A 15120-nucleotide genomic window follows, 5' to 3' on the forward strand; every position below is an offset into this window, starting at 1 on the left:
GTACTCCTCTAGAGAAACTTCTGTTCGGTATACCCTGGAGAGCATTCCCCCTAGGGAAATAAAAACCTCTTTGTATTTCTTATCGGGATCATTGGCCTTATTCACTGAAAGCACCAGCGCTTTTTCTTTTTCAGTGAGCCCTAAGAGCTCCTGGATCTGATCAAACTTATTTTGATATTTGCTTTGATCCAGTAGAATCTTGCAGTCGCTGTTGTTGATAATGGCTTGTTTGACCACCGGAGAGGAGATAATATCCTCCACTTCCTGGGTCACCACTATGGCCTCTCCGAAGAATTTCCGTACAGTCTTAAAAAGATACTTCACATATTCGGCCCGGCCTTATGGGACATTCTTTTGGAGGCTATGAGTCTAATTTCATCATTACCCAGACTAATCTTTTTGCAGCAGCCATTTCAAGCGCTGGAAGTACTGACCTTACTAGTTTTTATTTTACCCTGGCTAAAAATTTTTACTTCCCCAATATGTATCGATTCACTGACGGCCAATGGAAAATAAGTCAGACTCCCTTTGATACCCCTGAACTCTATTACCGGAATTCTCCCATAACCTATGCCGATAAAGTTAATACACCGCTTTTAATGTGGAGCGGAAAAGAAGATTTTAACGTAGATCCACATCAGAGTATGGAGTTTTATTTTGCACTTCGCAGACTGGGCAAGAAATGTATCATGTTACTCTATCCTGAGGAGGGACACGCAATTTTAAAACCGGAAAATCAAAAAGATATGGGAGAGCGGGTTCAGCAGTGGTTTGCCTATTATCTTAAAGATGATTTATCGGCCCAATGGATAAGCGATGGTGTGAAATAATTAAAAATAAGTTTAAAAAGCAATGCAGTTCCGATTTGGAACTGCATTGCCATTTATTCACCCCAAACTATTTAATTTACAGGGCGAAACAACACTTGATTGCAATTACCCTGAGTAGTTTTACCAAATGCCTGAGGGCCACTATCGCCGTTAAGACGGCAAATTTGTGTTCCCTGAGTATCACAACTTACGGGAATGTTACAAGCGCCTTGCGCGTCAAGAGTAAATCCCATCTTAGGGGTAATACTACTAGCGCTGCTCTGCATTGACATGGTAGCAAATGCTCCGGCAATGCCCATGGCAATAACAGCCACCGGCATTACATTTTTTAATAAGGTTTTCATACTATTAAATATTAAATTAAAATCTTGATCTACTTTTTTCTACAGGTGTTCGATCTATTTCCTGACATCGGCCGATATACTTTAAATGCTGTTTGTTATTGTCGCATTTTTATTTCTTTTTTTATTATATCTCTGAGCTCGTAAACAGCCAGTTCATCCCCTATCAAAGCATACAAATGGGTATCGGTTACCTTAAAGGACTGCAGTTTTTTATTTTCAATGTTGTAAAGAGCAAAACTCAATACATAGGTGTTTTTGCTCAGGTCATAAACATCTATTATCTGGGCTTGTTTCCATAATTTTTGATCCTCAAAACGCCCCTGAATTTTGGAGTTTACAAACAACAGGTTTTTGTAAACAGTAAGATTTGCATTAACAATCAAAGGCGGCGCGGCCATTTTACGCTCTGTTTTGTCTTTGAGATACACCACCTTAATCTGGGCATGTGATATGGTATCGATGGTGTGTCCCCGAGCTATTAATTTTGCATTAGCGTCTGCCACTGTATATTCATTTCTGTAATAGTAGAGATAAACCATCTGTTTCATCTTCTCGTTATAGGCAAGCATGCCATCCGTATCAAAAACGCCGTCTAACTGTTGCTGCAAAAGGGAGGCGTTATAAATGATCTTGGGAGTCCTAAGTGCTTTATACGAGCTGAAGATATGCGCTGCATTTTTCCCGTTATTGGACCTGAAAAGTACAGCGGAGCTATCCACTGGTTCGGCTATTGTAAAGTAGTGGCAGCCCTTTATTTGGTTTGTAATTTTCCAATTGGTTGTCCTACCCCAAAAAATACAGGGAACCGTACCATCCATCAAATAAAAATAAGATCCTCTGACTATAATTTTTATCCTTTTAAAGGGGATATCCTTGGGATCAAAAGTGATTTTGAAAACCTCTTTGCGCCTTAGGGTTGTATCGAATACCGTAATATGAAGAGGATCGGTATAGTTGGCCAGATAGATCCGGTTGTTGGTATTTCCGGCAAAATAATAGGAATTAAATTGTAGGTTTATTGCTTTTTGGAGCATAACAGGGTGCTGGGGATAACGCCTGATAAACGGATTCTCATGATGCATGATCCGCTCTGAGAACAAAAACAAAAGCACCATGGTGAAGATACTGCAACCCATTAAAAATAAGATTGTTTTTATTGGGGTAAAGAATTTTGGCAAGACTTTCTTACCGGTAATATTCTTATCTTCCCATAGTATGGCCAAGATTGCCAGCAGCAGAAAAACAATATTGAAAATAAGATGGGTATTCCAGCTCATTTTCTCTAATATACCGCCACACGAACAGGGAACAAAAGAGCTGAAGTGCAGGATAATAAAAATATAGGCTATAAACATACTCATCAGGCTCAGGGCGCCCAAAAGACCAAAATAACGAAATCTGGGTATGATCAGAGCAGCCGATAACAGCAATTCAATTAGAGGAACCAGCCAGGATACCCAAGATGCAAATACACTCAAAAGGGGCGATTGTCCTATCTGGACCTGAAAATTCTCAAAATCCATGAGTTTGCTGCTGGCTGCGTAGACAAATAACAATACATATAAAAGAGAGACCGCTTCTATAAAAATACTTTTAAAACTGTTCTTTAATTTCATAATCAAAGTTTTTTACATCATTGCACCAAATCATTTTGTTTGATATTCAAACGAAGTAAATTTAGAGGAGTTCTATTTTACAGCTGCTATCAAAAACAAGCCAAAAGGTTTCTAAAACAGGCAATTTTCAAAATTCTTATCTTATACTAAAAAAAGGCTTTATACATACATCTATTTTAATTGGCATTTTTTCAGAAAATTCAATCTTACAAACCACCAGATAAATTTTTCATTTCATAGCAATTCGTTCGTATCCAACCTACTGAAAAGTACAGGAGAAACCCTTAAAATTCTAATGCTATAAAGTAGCTGCAGCCTTGACAAACATTCACATTTTGCTTACTTTTGTCTTATGAATCATGAAGAAATAAAACGCTATTTTGAAAGCACACCTCCGCCTCCTGAGGTGCAATGGAAACAATGGGCTAAAATTAGCGATACGCAGCTTTTCTTAAACAGTTGCTACATAGGCATACGCACTTTTAATGGCCCTTTGGAGATGTGTCCTGCCTGGTGGCACCTTAAGGACTTTTACCAGCACATTAAACGCAGCGCTCCCGAGAATATAGAAGAATAGCCGCAATAAAGCAGTACAGATATGACTTACAAGAGTCAAAAAAAGAAACCATTGCTGATGGTGATAAAACAAACTAGTTTCTTTAAATGCATATCATTCAAAAATAATGTACTTGTTTTTATATTATAAAGAAAGCCCATTAAGCAAATTACTCAATGGGCTTTATTCCTTTATAGGCTTATAGACAAATACTGAGTTTTAGAACTTCATATTTAGTTTATATCGGATGATATATAAACTAACGCACCAGGCAACTCAAATTATTACCGGTACACATTGTCTTAGCTTGCAGGATTTTCCATTTGACTGATAATCTTATTGACTTCACTCTCTGTTGATTTGAGTTTGGCCTGGCAAAAAGTAATAAGCTCAGAGGCTCTTTTGACCTTTGTGGCCAGTACATCAACTGAAATCGTTTCATTTTCTATTTCCTTTGCAATTGCTGCAAGCTCAGCATAGGCCATCTCATAAGTCAGTGTCTCTTCCATTGTATTTTGTTTTTTCTTTGACGGTAGTTTTAAAAATAGCATCAGAGAGTATCACATCCATTGTGTCTCCCACAGCTATAGTATCGGCATTACTGGTAATTTTATCATTTACTCTCACTATAGCGTAGCCCTTTTTAAGGATGTTCTCCGGAGACATCATCCTGATACTCGAGCTGTAATGTCCCAGATATCCTTTTTGATTGCGAAGATACTGATTTGTGAATGTTTTTAAATTACTGATGGTATTTCCAATATCATTAATTCTGTTGTAGAGAATAATCCGGGGCTTGCCTGAGATCTGATGTGAGAGATTCACCAACTGGCGGTGCTCTTGATACAGAATTGATTTGGAGCTGTTGATTGTGCTTTGATTAATTGAGCTTAAGGCATCTTTATGTCCCGATAGGAGCTTCCTTGCACTGTTGGAAAGGTTGCTTTTAATACTCGAAAGGTTTTGGTAATTCAGCAGAAAAAGCTGCTGCGATTTAATGACGATGTTTTTTTGCAGCGATAATATACTCTGCTCAAAACTGCGGTTATGCGCGATAATAAACTCGGCTGCCTTGGTTGGTGTCTTGGTCTGGGTATGGGCCATGAGATCGGTTATACTTACATTTTTTTGATGCCCTATTCCTGTGATCACCGGAATGGGAAACTTGGCCACAGCACGTCCGATGTTATAATTGTCAAAGATCAGAAAATCAGACTGCGCTCCTCCTCCTCTTGTAATGACAACGACATCATAGATTTTGCTAGAGCGATACACCTCAATTAGTTTCTCTAGAAACACTTTAGCATTATTATCTCCCTGAACAATGGTGGGATAATCATCGATCTGAAAAACATAACCAAAATCATTATTCTCGAGCGTATGCCTGAAATCTTCATGACCGGCGGAGTTACTCCCCGATAGCACTGCTACTCTTTGAATAACTGCCCTTAGTTTTAACTGATTGTTCCGCGTAATATACTGCTCCCCTTCTTTAACGATAAAAGTGTTCTCTTCCACGAGCCTTTTAAGGGTGGCATTGCGTTGCTGTTCTAAGATTCCAAGGGTGAAATTGGTATCTATATCCAGGACATTGAGTGAGAGTCCAAACAAGGGATGGTAGTCCACACTAACTAGAACCAGTACATTGATATTATTGGTAAAGCTCTGTCCTGTGTTTTTCTCAAAATCAGAAAGATGCATCGATCCTGTGCCCCAGGCTTTGCCTATAATTTTGGCAACAATACTATTGGAGGTAGTGCCTTTTTCCACCAGTTCAAAATAATGGATTTTTTTATCGGCTTTATAGGAATGATTGGTAATATCGGCCACCACCCAAAAAGTCTGCCCTTTAAAACGATCGGTCAAGGCATCGTTAATTTTACCGTTGAGCTCTGAGAGTTTGATATATTTTTCTGATCCCATAAAAGCAGTGAGCTAAAATATTTCTTTTTAAATCATCCTAAACTAAAAGGAGATTCAATAATTGTTTAAAAAAAATGGTTTGATGTCCTTTTTAAAAGACCTCACAAAATAATTATCGCACTGACCCTACAAGAGTAATGGTATCGGTAAGGTCATGACTGGAAATATAATCCAGTACAAAATCTTCCGCCTGTTTTTTACAATCAGAAGAAGTCGAAAAGGAATTCAGGTAAAAATCCTCATTCTCATCGGCAATATGGATGATCTCTGTGTAGCCTTTGGAAATTAAACTCCCTTTTAGTTTTAATACCTTGAGCTCACGACTATTATCAATTTCTTTCCTTACTCTAAGTTTTATAGTTTTCTCCATGGTGGTATTTCTTCTTGTGTTATCGCGTAAAATAATATACTTAAAAAAAAGCTAACTCTTACAACTTATCTGCTTTTTATTATGTTCCTATTTCTCACCCACTGCTTATCTTAAGATTTGCGATAAGTGAACTTCCCAAAATAGGCTTCTCCTCTAACATTATTTTACATCCTTAAAAATACTAAAAATCAAAATAGCATGATTTGGTAAAATCATAAAATTTTAAACAATTAAAAATTTGATTCCATTTTCATTCAAAACGCACTTGGATTGGCTATCTTTTTATGCCACAAAAGTTAAGGCTCTTAATCATTAAACAGTTTAAAAAAGGCATATTTTAAGTTTGTGGCAACATAGTGGCACAAGCTTTTTTTTAGAATTAAAATTGCAGTAATGATAAGGGATACAATAGTTAGGTTCGAGTATATTATAGTGTTTGTTCTTGATAGAAAACCAATAGATTAAATAGTTTGTACATTTTATATTAATTAGATTAATATAAATAGTTTTATTTTAAATTATTAAGCTCATTTTGTATTCGTTTATGCCTATCACTCCCTATTCCAGAACAATCAAACAAAGGTCTTTCATCCATCATTAAATAAAAATCTACTATTACTTCCTTTTTATTATATATATCAATATAATCTGTCTCAACTGCCAAATATGGATAGACCACCGCTTGCAGATAAAATGAATTTCCCTCTAGATTTCGGGTTCTAAAAGAATATTCCCCTTCTTCTGTGGTAAAAAATTTAAAACAACCATCAGTCAATTGTACCTTGCTAAGGGGTTTGCCTGTTTTTACATCAAAAACGTGCCCATGAATAGTTACACTTGTTCCATCCTTTATCAGAACCTCAACAGTTTCTGGTTTATTATTCAATTGACCTTTACCTATGCTCACAGTATATCCTCCTTTATTATTAGTCGGAATCAATTTTGTTTGCCCAAGAGAACATCCGGTGATAAAAAACAAACAAACAAATACTAAAACGATAAATTTATATTTTTTCATAATGCATAAATTAACATCCTGCTTTTTTACCTTTTTGAGGTTTAACATTATCCAAATCATCTTTACCTCTTAACTCAATTTCGATCGTATTTGATATTCTTTTTCTATCCGCTTCAGGCAATTTCATAAATGCATCAGTTTCTATTAGACCACCCCAAGCCATATCTTGATAAAATTGTTTATCCAATTTATAACCTTTACTAACACCGTAAGCCTCAAAAGCATCTGCAAAAGATTTCACAAAACTTCTTGCAATTTCTTCATGTTGTGTCGCATTTAAACCTCTATTGGTCTCGGATATCCATTCTTGAAACATTACAGGATAATCAGCAACGAGACCACGTGGATTACGTATGTAATATGTTGTCAAATAAGCATGAATCGACTCGTGCATCATTGTTCTTGCCCAAGATAACTCAGTTGCCTCAGGATAAGATGCAACATCAAACACTGTCTTAATGCCTGTTGTTGCATTATAAGACCCAGGTAGTGTATGTGCGGGAACATCTGGCTTTGTTGGTCCTGACTCCATGGTCCAATTATAATCAGACGATAAATTTCCAGTAAATTTTGTAATCAAATTACCTGGACTAGAACTAGTCTTTTTTAAATCACTTAGTATATTTTTTAAACAAGGTGGCAATTTGCTATCATCGATCTCATCATCAATTTCTTTGGAAACCTTTTTATTTATAGCAGCAAAATAAGCAATTCCCATTGCGGAACCATTATTCTGAGATCTCACAAATTGATAATCCATTCTGGTAACAGCGTCATTTGTTGGAGGAAGAATGGGCTTAACATAGCCTGGTATAATAACTTCATTCAATTTTATTGGTGGATCAATGGAATTGAGTTGCGTAAAATCATACCCAACCGAAACGACCCCTTCAACAATTTTAAAACCACTAAGCACCCGACCATCTAAATCTGTAGTATAAACAGACCCTGTAAAATCATTTGGATCAATAGGATCAATGGGATTTAATCCGCCTCCCCCGCCATCGGTTATATCTATTTCTGGCACTTGATGAAATAAAACTGTTTGCAACTCTCCGTCTATTTCTACTTGTAAGACTTCAGTATCAACACCTTCAAACTTTGTAGCAGCAAGAGCTAAATTAACTTTAGCATCAGTACCTTCTATATCAACTTGTTGCAATGATTCTAAGTTAATATCTAAACCAATATCATCACTATATCTTCTCGTTAGTCGATCACTGTTTAATTTTGTAAAAAAGTCAATGGAATTCTTTAATGATACTGTTTTAAAGACTCCAAATTCGGGATCTTGTCCTTGAATAGAATCATTGTTCTCATCATTCTGATTACTACAATTACACAGGAAAAAAACTAGTACGATAATAATACCAATTTTAAAAAATGGATTCGTTACTTCTTTCAATTCTATAAAATTTAAAAATTCGTATAAATATAACAAATTTTTAACAAGTTAATTACACCTATTCTTACTTATTTAAAAAATCAGGAAAAACAGCCAGATTAATCTAAAATGAATTCATTCTTTAAAATAAACTATCGATAGGTAGTTATAATACTGTCTGAAAAAGATTGGAGTTTTTGCGGCAAAATACTGGCACATGGATATTGGAGGGGATACCTATTTTGCCACAAAAAGTTAAGGCTCTCTATCATTACGATTTATCATCAATAAATTTTGATAGAAACTTATGCATATAAAAACTCTTGCATTGATTTTGCCTTACCTGTATTAACACATCGATAATCAATGCTTAGTTTAGAAATATTCAAATCTATAGGATAAAAAAATCGGAACACGATTACTCCTGTCCCGATTAAATTCAAGCATTTTTTTGACACTTAAAAAAAAAATCAAGCAGTGCCAAATGAGATTTCTATGCTATAGTATATTTTTTTTCTGTCACAGTACTGGTAGTTTCAGTTGTTACACTATCTACAAATCGCCACTGAGCTTCACAACCAGATAGTGTAAATTTAAGATAGGTATACCCTCGCTTATATAAATTTGCATATTCTAAATCATCTATCAGTACTGTAAACGCTTGTGCTAATTCTATCGCTTTTGCAGGGTCAGATGTAATTCCAAGATAAGCTTCCAGTCCTGGTGATGAAACAGAACTGCAGGCTATTTCAGTTCCAATATGATTTCCTTGCATATCGGTAAGTTTACCCATCCACGCATTATGAGTATCTCCGGCCAAAACCACAACATTTTTTCCAGAAAGCAAGCCATACAATTGTTCTCTTTCCGCAAAATAACCATCCCAGGCATCCAGATTATACGGCAGAGTCGTGGTAACTCTTGCAATTTCCTGAGCAGTTAAAGAAGGATCACTTTGTTTATGTCTGATTTTAATAACAACAAGCTCAGAGATTGCACCAATAAGAGCCTGCATGGTGGCCGGTTGTGCGCTTCCGAAATGATTCACTTCTGCCAGAACTTGGTTTAAAAGCAGCAGCAGCTCTGCGGGAATCAACATTTTTGTCATCAGAATCTGCTGGCCCAATACTTTCCATTTAGTAGTATCTGCACTAATCTGTGATCCCAGCCATGTCATTTGTTCGCTTCCAATTAATTTTCTGTTTGTGCTTAACAGATCCGTTCTGAATTTTGTCTGGTCAAAATTTCCGCCATTATCAATATAATCCGAATAACTCATCTGCTTATCTCTTGCTATAACTCTGGTATCCATCATATAAAGCGAAAGAATATTACCGAAATTAAAACTTCTGTAAATTCTAAGATCTTTTCCTGTTTTAAGCGGAATATATTCGCTGTAGGCCTGAAAAGCCGCCATTTTTCTCATCTGAAAATCTCCTTCGGTAGCCTGATGATTTTCTGCGCCGGATTTATAGGTATCGTTAGCAAACTCATGGTCATCCCAGACACATATAAAAGGTTTTTTCTGATGAAGAAGCTGAAGATTTTTATCTGTTCTATATTGTCTGTAGCGCTCTCTGTAATCGCTGAGGCTTGTAATCTCCCTGGCTGGTTTATGTTCTCTGCCCAGGGAGTTGGTAAATGGATTTGTTCCATACTGCCCCGGCGCATATTCGTAAATATAATCTCCAAGATGAACCACTACATCAGCATCTGAAGAGGCAATTGCTCCATACACATTGAAAAGTCCTGCTGGAAAATTAGAACACGAAACAACAGCCATCTTTACATCATTTACCATATCTGTTTTAGAGGGCAGTGTGCGTGTTTCTCCGGTAAGAGTTACTTGTTTGGTTTTGGCATTATAAAATCTATAATAATATTTTGTATTGGAGGTAATATTCTGAACATCTACCGCTATTGTAAAATCATTTATCGATGATGCCCCTGCCTGCCCTTTTCTTGTTACCTCAGAAAATCCGGCATCCCGACTTAGCTCCCAGGTTATTTCAGCGTCTGAACCTGCTGAATATCTTGTCCAGATAATCACTCCTGTTTCAGTCGGGTCAAAACTGGCTACTCCGGTCTCAAACCCTTCATTTTTCATTCCGTCTGGCGCACCGCTGTTATCGGTTTTATCATCCTCACTACAGCTTTCAATAAGTGGGGCGATGAAAACTCCTCCAGCGACCAATAAAGAATTTCTAAGAAACCTTCTCCTGCTTAAATCATTGTTATTTTCCATAAAAAAATTTTTATATCAAAAAAACAATATAATATTTAGGCATAAGTTATGGCATTTTTAAAATTACCGTACATTAATATTAACAATCCATTTACTATAATAATTTATTAATCTTTTTAAGATCTCTAAACTGGAACTTATTACTTTTTCTACAATATTAAAGCCTATACTATTTTCAAACTAATCAGAGATAAATCTATTTTTGATTCTTTTCAGGACAAATAGTAATAGGCCACTATACATCTTCAATTGATTATAGCTTCTTTCTAATTTGGCACAAAAACTAAGATATTTTTTTCATTAACAGGTTCGAGTCCTGTTCCCGCTACAGAGAATAACCCATCAAAATTTTGATGGGTTTTTTGTTTTTTACTATTTACCTCAAGCCTTGTAAATGTTGAGACTAACCCAAAAACAAGGTTTACTTTATTGGTTAGATATTGCCTGTTTTCAGCCCTAATTGACAATCCCTCAGGAAATACCAAGTTTTGAATCCTGATTTTACTCTCAATATCTCCCTCTCTCCAGTATTTACTGATGTTCGAGACTTTTTCTACTACCTTATCGATATGTCTGTTGTGGTTAGATATTTTTTTGGCATTAGAGTATATCTGGCTTTCAATCATCTTTAATTCGGTTTCAAACTGAAGCGCATATCTATTGTATTTATCATCTCCAAAATTTGTATTCTCAAAATAGCGTTTATCCAAATTCTCAATTTTAATTTCAATATCTTTTTTCTTTAGAAGTAAGCTTTTCGTTTCCTCTTTAGCCTCTGCGTTCACAGCATCAAAGAATTTATTTAACTGTATTTTAAAAGGCTCTACAAATTTTGAGTTTAATGTATACTTTGACAATAATCGTTCGAAAGAATCATTTAAACCTTCCATTTTTGATTTTTGAGTGGTCAGAGCATTAAAACTGGCATTTTTACATTTTTGGCATTTATAATAGTGTGTTTTCTTTTTTCGAACCTCATAACTTGTAAGTAGGCAACCACACTCACATCTTAAAAATCCTGTAAGGGGTCTAAACTCATTGACTTTAGTTTTACAATATTCTTTAACTGTAATTACGTGGTTTTCCGAAAGCATATTATCAACTTTCAGGAAATCTTCTTCACTAACTAACCCAGCCCAGTTTCCTTTCACTGGTTCTTCAATTAATGCATTAACTAAGATCCCGCAATAAAAAGGGTTGCGCCACATAGAGCTAATCCCCTGCTTTGAAATAATAAAATCCAGTTTTTCAAGTTTCTGTCTGATCACATAATCTCTTTCCCCTGAAAGTTTCCATTTCCATGCCTTTTTTAAAATCTCTCCTTCCTGATTGATTGTAATAGACTGCGTGTCCTGCATTAAGGCATAGTCACCTACTTTTCTCCCCCGCATTGTATAGCCTCTGGGAGCTTTGCCAAGCCAGTTCCCTGACCTTAGCAGTGCTTTCATGCCAGGAATTGTTTTTTCTAACCTGTCCATGTTTTCCCTTCTGGCATCCAAGAGCTTGCTGTAAATATCCAGTTTACTGTATTCATCATTGGTGCATAGCCCTGATGATGTCTCGATTAGATGAACACCCAGCTTATCAATTAGTTCGTGCACAATAGTTATAGCGTTGCCTCCTGTTCTGGAGAACCTACTGATAAATTTAATGGCAATTGCGAAAGGTTTCTGCTTTGAGCTTTTAACTTCTTCCAATAGTTTTGTAAACTCTTTTCTTGTGAAATCTCCCGAGGCGCTTTCATAAGTACCTCCAAGTATGTTCTTAAGTGTATAGCCATTCCTAGATGCGAACTGAACTATTTCACTGCGCTGTTCCTCCAGACTATTATTTACTAACTGTAGTTTTGAGCTTACCCTAGTGTAACCCCAAATTTCTTTTACCTCATCTTTTTGAGCTAGTTTTTCTTTTTGAAATTTTTTGAAATTTTCAATACTCATATTCTTAGTTTTAAAAATTATAAACTATTACTGCCAATTGAAACAGGCTTTCAATTATCTCCTGTCCTTCCGCTTCGGATATTGTTTCAAAACCTTTACAACTTCTTAATTCTTCAATAGTTAATTTTTGCTGATTCTTTACGGTTTTTCCTTTCTCATTACCAGAAACGCTCTCTCTTTGTTCGATCATTATATTTGTGCTCTCAGCATGTGGCTCTACTAACTCCCTGCCTATAATGGTTTTTCTTTTATCCGTTCTTTCATTTCTCATCGTGCACCTCCTGCTCTAAACTGTAAAAGACCGCTTTCACGATCCTTCCTAATTACACCTAATTATATTTATTTTAATAAATATAATTATGCATGTTTGAAGCTATGACGTTTATAGTGCCACTGGTACTCTTTGTCTTTTAAAGGCATAGTATCGAAAACGGAAATTGCAGGCTTACAGCAATTTCAATAATTAAAGCTTGGCTAGAACATAACCGAAAGGTATTTTTCGATAAACAGCAATTAATAAAATCTTACCGATGTATCTTATCAATTCTTTATATATGGCACAGTGAAAATCATGTTTCATACATTGGACGCGAATTAAACACGTCTGTAGACTTATATTTCTTGAAATTTCGCTGTTATGTCAAGGTTTTTTAATGTGCTTTTCTTCAAATTCCTCTGTGAGCTGTATTATCTTTTTGGATAAAACAGCTAATTCTATTGTCTGCTTTTCGAGTCTGTATAGATATGCCGAAGCTTTCTTTTCGGAAAATTTTTGATATAATATCTTTACAACCTGATTGTAATTTACCCCGACAGCCCTAAACTGGCTGTAAAAGGAGGTCAGGCGCATATAATAATCCATTGTCGCTTTATCGATCTTAACTGTTTTTATTCCTTTTTGAAAAACACACGCTGTAATAAAGTGTGCCATTACATGCATCCCTGATGTTTCAAAAAGAGTCAGAAAGCGGGCATTTTCTTCTGCAGTAAGACTGATGGAATAGCGGTGGACGGCGGGATCTGTTTTTGGAGGTCTTCCTCCTATGTTCCATTTCTTTTTTTCTTCACTCTCCATAACTTCTTATTTCAATTTCTTAAAAACCAATATAATATATACTCAGAGTTACAATTCAATTTGGAAGTGTTTGAAAGCAGGTGGAAGCATTTGTCTTATTTGTTCCTAGCTTAGTCTTAAACCTATAATATTGGAATTTTTTTTATCTATATTTTATCCAAAAAATAATAAAAAGAAACCGAAGGTATGACGGGCTTTTCAGTCTGGCAAAAAGACTTCGGCATAATGCCATGCTCGTTCCTCTCAAGACACCCTTCGGGACTTATTCCGATTCCTTTTGGCCTGTCTGAATCCCGTCCTTTGAGATTGCTTTCTTTTTCTTTTTTCATTTTTTCTGTTTTCTTTTGGAAAAATATTTTTTTTAAGGCACTGCTGGACTGGCTGAGCACCTGCTGACCTTTATGTATACATGCACGCTTGATTGCGTGACTGCTTGCCGGCTTGCAGGCAGGAATGCCAACCTGCATACATGCTTACCTGTGCACATGATTGCTTCATTGCTTGATTACTTGAATACCTTAAGACTTGCCTACCTGCATGAGTAAATAATAATATGCACAAGGTAGCCACTTTAAGTTTTAAGTCTAATCGAGTTAATTATTAATACACATATAATGAAACACTTAGCTAATATTATCTTTTATTATTTATAACTCAATGCCATTATATTTCTTAAATTCACATAAGTATAGAATTTGAAATTTAAGAAATGGAAAAACGTAAAATTTACGATCGCGATTTCATACTAAATGCAGTACAAATGGCACTTGAAACAAATCCTATTAAGGTGGCTAAAGAACTGGGCATAGCTACCACAAACATCTACAGATGGCAAGCTGAACTTCAAAAATACGGAACAGAAAGTTTCTGCGGGCGTGGATATTTTAGAACCCCCGAACAAAAAAAATCTTCTGAACTTAAAAGAAAGCTTAAAGAATTAGAACTTCAAATTGAAATTTTTAAGAGCGCAAGCAAATATATCCCTGAAGGGAAACCAATGATTTTTCATTTTATTAAAGACAATTTAAATAAATATCCGCTTTGGAAAATGTGTAAAGTTTTAGGCATAAAAGAATTTACATATTATAGATGGAGAGATAAATTATTTTCTCCCAAACAACTTCAAACAACTTTAATAGAGAAAGAAATAACTTCTATATTTTATGAATATAAAGGGCTGTATGGCAGTGGAAAAATTACTGCAGAATTACAAAGTCGAGGTTTTAAATTAAAAGAGTGTTCGGTATCACTTCATATGAAAAAACTCGGTCTTGTAAGTAAGCTTAGTAGCAGACATAAAACATCTGGCTCATCATTTATTCCCCATAATCCTTGTATCTTTCCTAATGTTCTAAATCGACAGTTTAAAGCTGACGAGCCTTCTCAGATTTGGATATCGGACATAACAAGCTTAGAAACAGTGGAGGGACTCTTATTCCTAACTATTATTATGGATTTATTTGACAGAAAAATTGTTGGATGGAATTTGAGTGAAGGGTTGACAATAAAGGAAACTTCTTTGCCTACTTGGGAAATGGCTATTCAAAATCGTAAAACAAAAAAGGAATTAGTATTTCATTCCGATAGATCCCCTCAATACGCTAATAAGATATTTACCCGTAAATTAAACACATATAAAAATATTACACGAAGTATGAGCAGGACACAGAATCATTTAGATAATGCTGTGGCTAAAAACTTTTTTATTTCCCTTAAATCTGAACTAGTTAATTTAAATATGCTTCTGACTAAACAACAAATGGAAGAAAAAATATCTGAATATATTGAAAATCTTCATTAAAGGATATTCTGCTGTAAA

Annotated in this window: 14 protein-coding genes and 1 pseudogene; 2 read left to right on the forward strand and 13 right to left on the reverse strand. The window is 35.6% G+C overall.

Annotated elements, in window-relative coordinates; genetic code table 11:
• Positions 1 to 339 (reverse strand): annotated as a pseudogene (locus tag LPB88_RS22585) (conjugal transfer protein TraG); the annotation flags it as partial.
• Positions 340 to 341: 2 nt separating this feature from the next.
• Here LPB88_RS22585 and LPB88_RS22590 point away from each other — a divergent pair.
• Positions 342 to 830, forward strand: coding sequence for a S9 family peptidase (locus tag LPB88_RS22590; protein ID WP_230717927.1), 489 nt, complete (start codon positions 342 to 344; stop codon positions 828 to 830).
• Positions 831 to 901: 71 nt separating this feature from the next.
• Here LPB88_RS22590 and LPB88_RS22595 read toward each other — a convergent pair whose 3' ends face one another.
• The 12 genes from LPB88_RS22595 to LPB88_RS22650 form a co-directional block, all read right to left on the reverse strand.
• Positions 902 to 1174, reverse strand: coding sequence for a DUF6520 family protein (locus LPB88_RS22595; protein WP_255673734.1), 273 nt, complete (start codon positions 1172 to 1174; stop codon positions 902 to 904).
• Between the two features lie 95 nt (positions 1175 to 1269).
• Entirely contained in the window at positions 1270 to 2790 is a 1521-nt protein-coding gene (locus LPB88_RS22600; RefSeq protein ID WP_230717929.1) for a MauE/DoxX family redox-associated membrane protein, read from the reverse strand.
• An 858-nt stretch (positions 2791 to 3648) separates the two neighbouring features.
• Entirely contained in the window at positions 3649 to 3855 is a 207-nt protein-coding gene (gene xseB, locus LPB88_RS22605; protein WP_230717930.1) for an exodeoxyribonuclease VII small subunit, read from the reverse strand.
• On the reverse strand, positions 3833 to 5269 hold the full coding sequence (gene xseA / locus LPB88_RS22610; RefSeq protein WP_230717931.1) for an exodeoxyribonuclease VII large subunit: 1437 nt from the start codon (positions 5267 to 5269) through the stop codon (positions 3833 to 3835). The genes xseB and xseA overlap by 23 nt, the downstream gene beginning before the upstream one ends.
• Before the next feature lie 112 nt (positions 5270 to 5381).
• A complete protein-coding gene (locus LPB88_RS22615) occupies positions 5382 to 5639 on the reverse strand; it encodes a hypothetical protein (RefSeq protein WP_230717932.1) in 258 nt (85 codons plus the stop codon).
• Between the two features lie 508 nt (positions 5640 to 6147).
• On the reverse strand, positions 6148 to 6657 hold the full coding sequence (locus tag LPB88_RS22620; protein WP_230717933.1) for a hypothetical protein: 510 nt from the start codon (positions 6655 to 6657) through the stop codon (positions 6148 to 6150).
• A 10-nt stretch (positions 6658 to 6667) separates the two neighbouring features.
• Complete coding sequence (locus LPB88_RS22625; protein ID WP_230717934.1) at positions 6668 to 8062, reverse strand: hypothetical protein; 1395 nt, start codon at positions 8060 to 8062, stop codon at positions 6668 to 6670.
• Positions 8063 to 8534: 472 nt separating this feature from the next.
• A complete protein-coding gene (locus tag LPB88_RS22630) occupies positions 8535 to 10286 on the reverse strand; it encodes an alkaline phosphatase (protein ID WP_230717935.1) in 1752 nt (583 codons plus the stop codon).
• 266 nt (positions 10287 to 10552) lie between these two features.
• Positions 10553 to 12226, reverse strand: a complete 1674-nt coding sequence (locus LPB88_RS22635; protein ID WP_230717936.1) for a recombinase family protein — start codon at positions 12224 to 12226, stop codon at positions 10553 to 10555.
• A gap of 10 nt (positions 12227 to 12236) precedes the next feature.
• Positions 12237 to 12497, reverse strand: a complete 261-nt coding sequence (locus LPB88_RS22640; RefSeq protein ID WP_230717937.1) for a hypothetical protein — start codon at positions 12495 to 12497, stop codon at positions 12237 to 12239.
• 369 nt (positions 12498 to 12866) lie between these two features.
• Entirely contained in the window at positions 12867 to 13301 is a 435-nt protein-coding gene (mobA, locus tag LPB88_RS22645; protein WP_230717938.1) for a conjugal transfer protein MobA, read from the reverse strand.
• Between the two features lie 146 nt (positions 13302 to 13447).
• Positions 13448 to 13768: a hypothetical protein gene (locus tag LPB88_RS22650; RefSeq protein ID WP_230717939.1), complete on the reverse strand. Its 321-nt coding sequence runs from the start codon at positions 13766 to 13768 to the stop codon at positions 13448 to 13450.
• A gap of 242 nt (positions 13769 to 14010) precedes the next feature.
• Between LPB88_RS22650 and LPB88_RS22655 the strand changes: the two genes are divergently transcribed.
• Complete coding sequence (locus tag LPB88_RS22655; RefSeq protein ID WP_230717940.1) at positions 14011 to 15102, forward strand: IS3 family transposase; 1092 nt, start codon at positions 14011 to 14013, stop codon at positions 15100 to 15102.
• Positions 15103 to 15120: the final 18 nt, after the last annotated feature.

Source organism: Flavobacterium sp. JAS (assembly GCF_020991455.1).
Taxonomy (GTDB): domain Bacteria; phylum Bacteroidota; class Bacteroidia; order Flavobacteriales; family Flavobacteriaceae; genus Flavobacterium.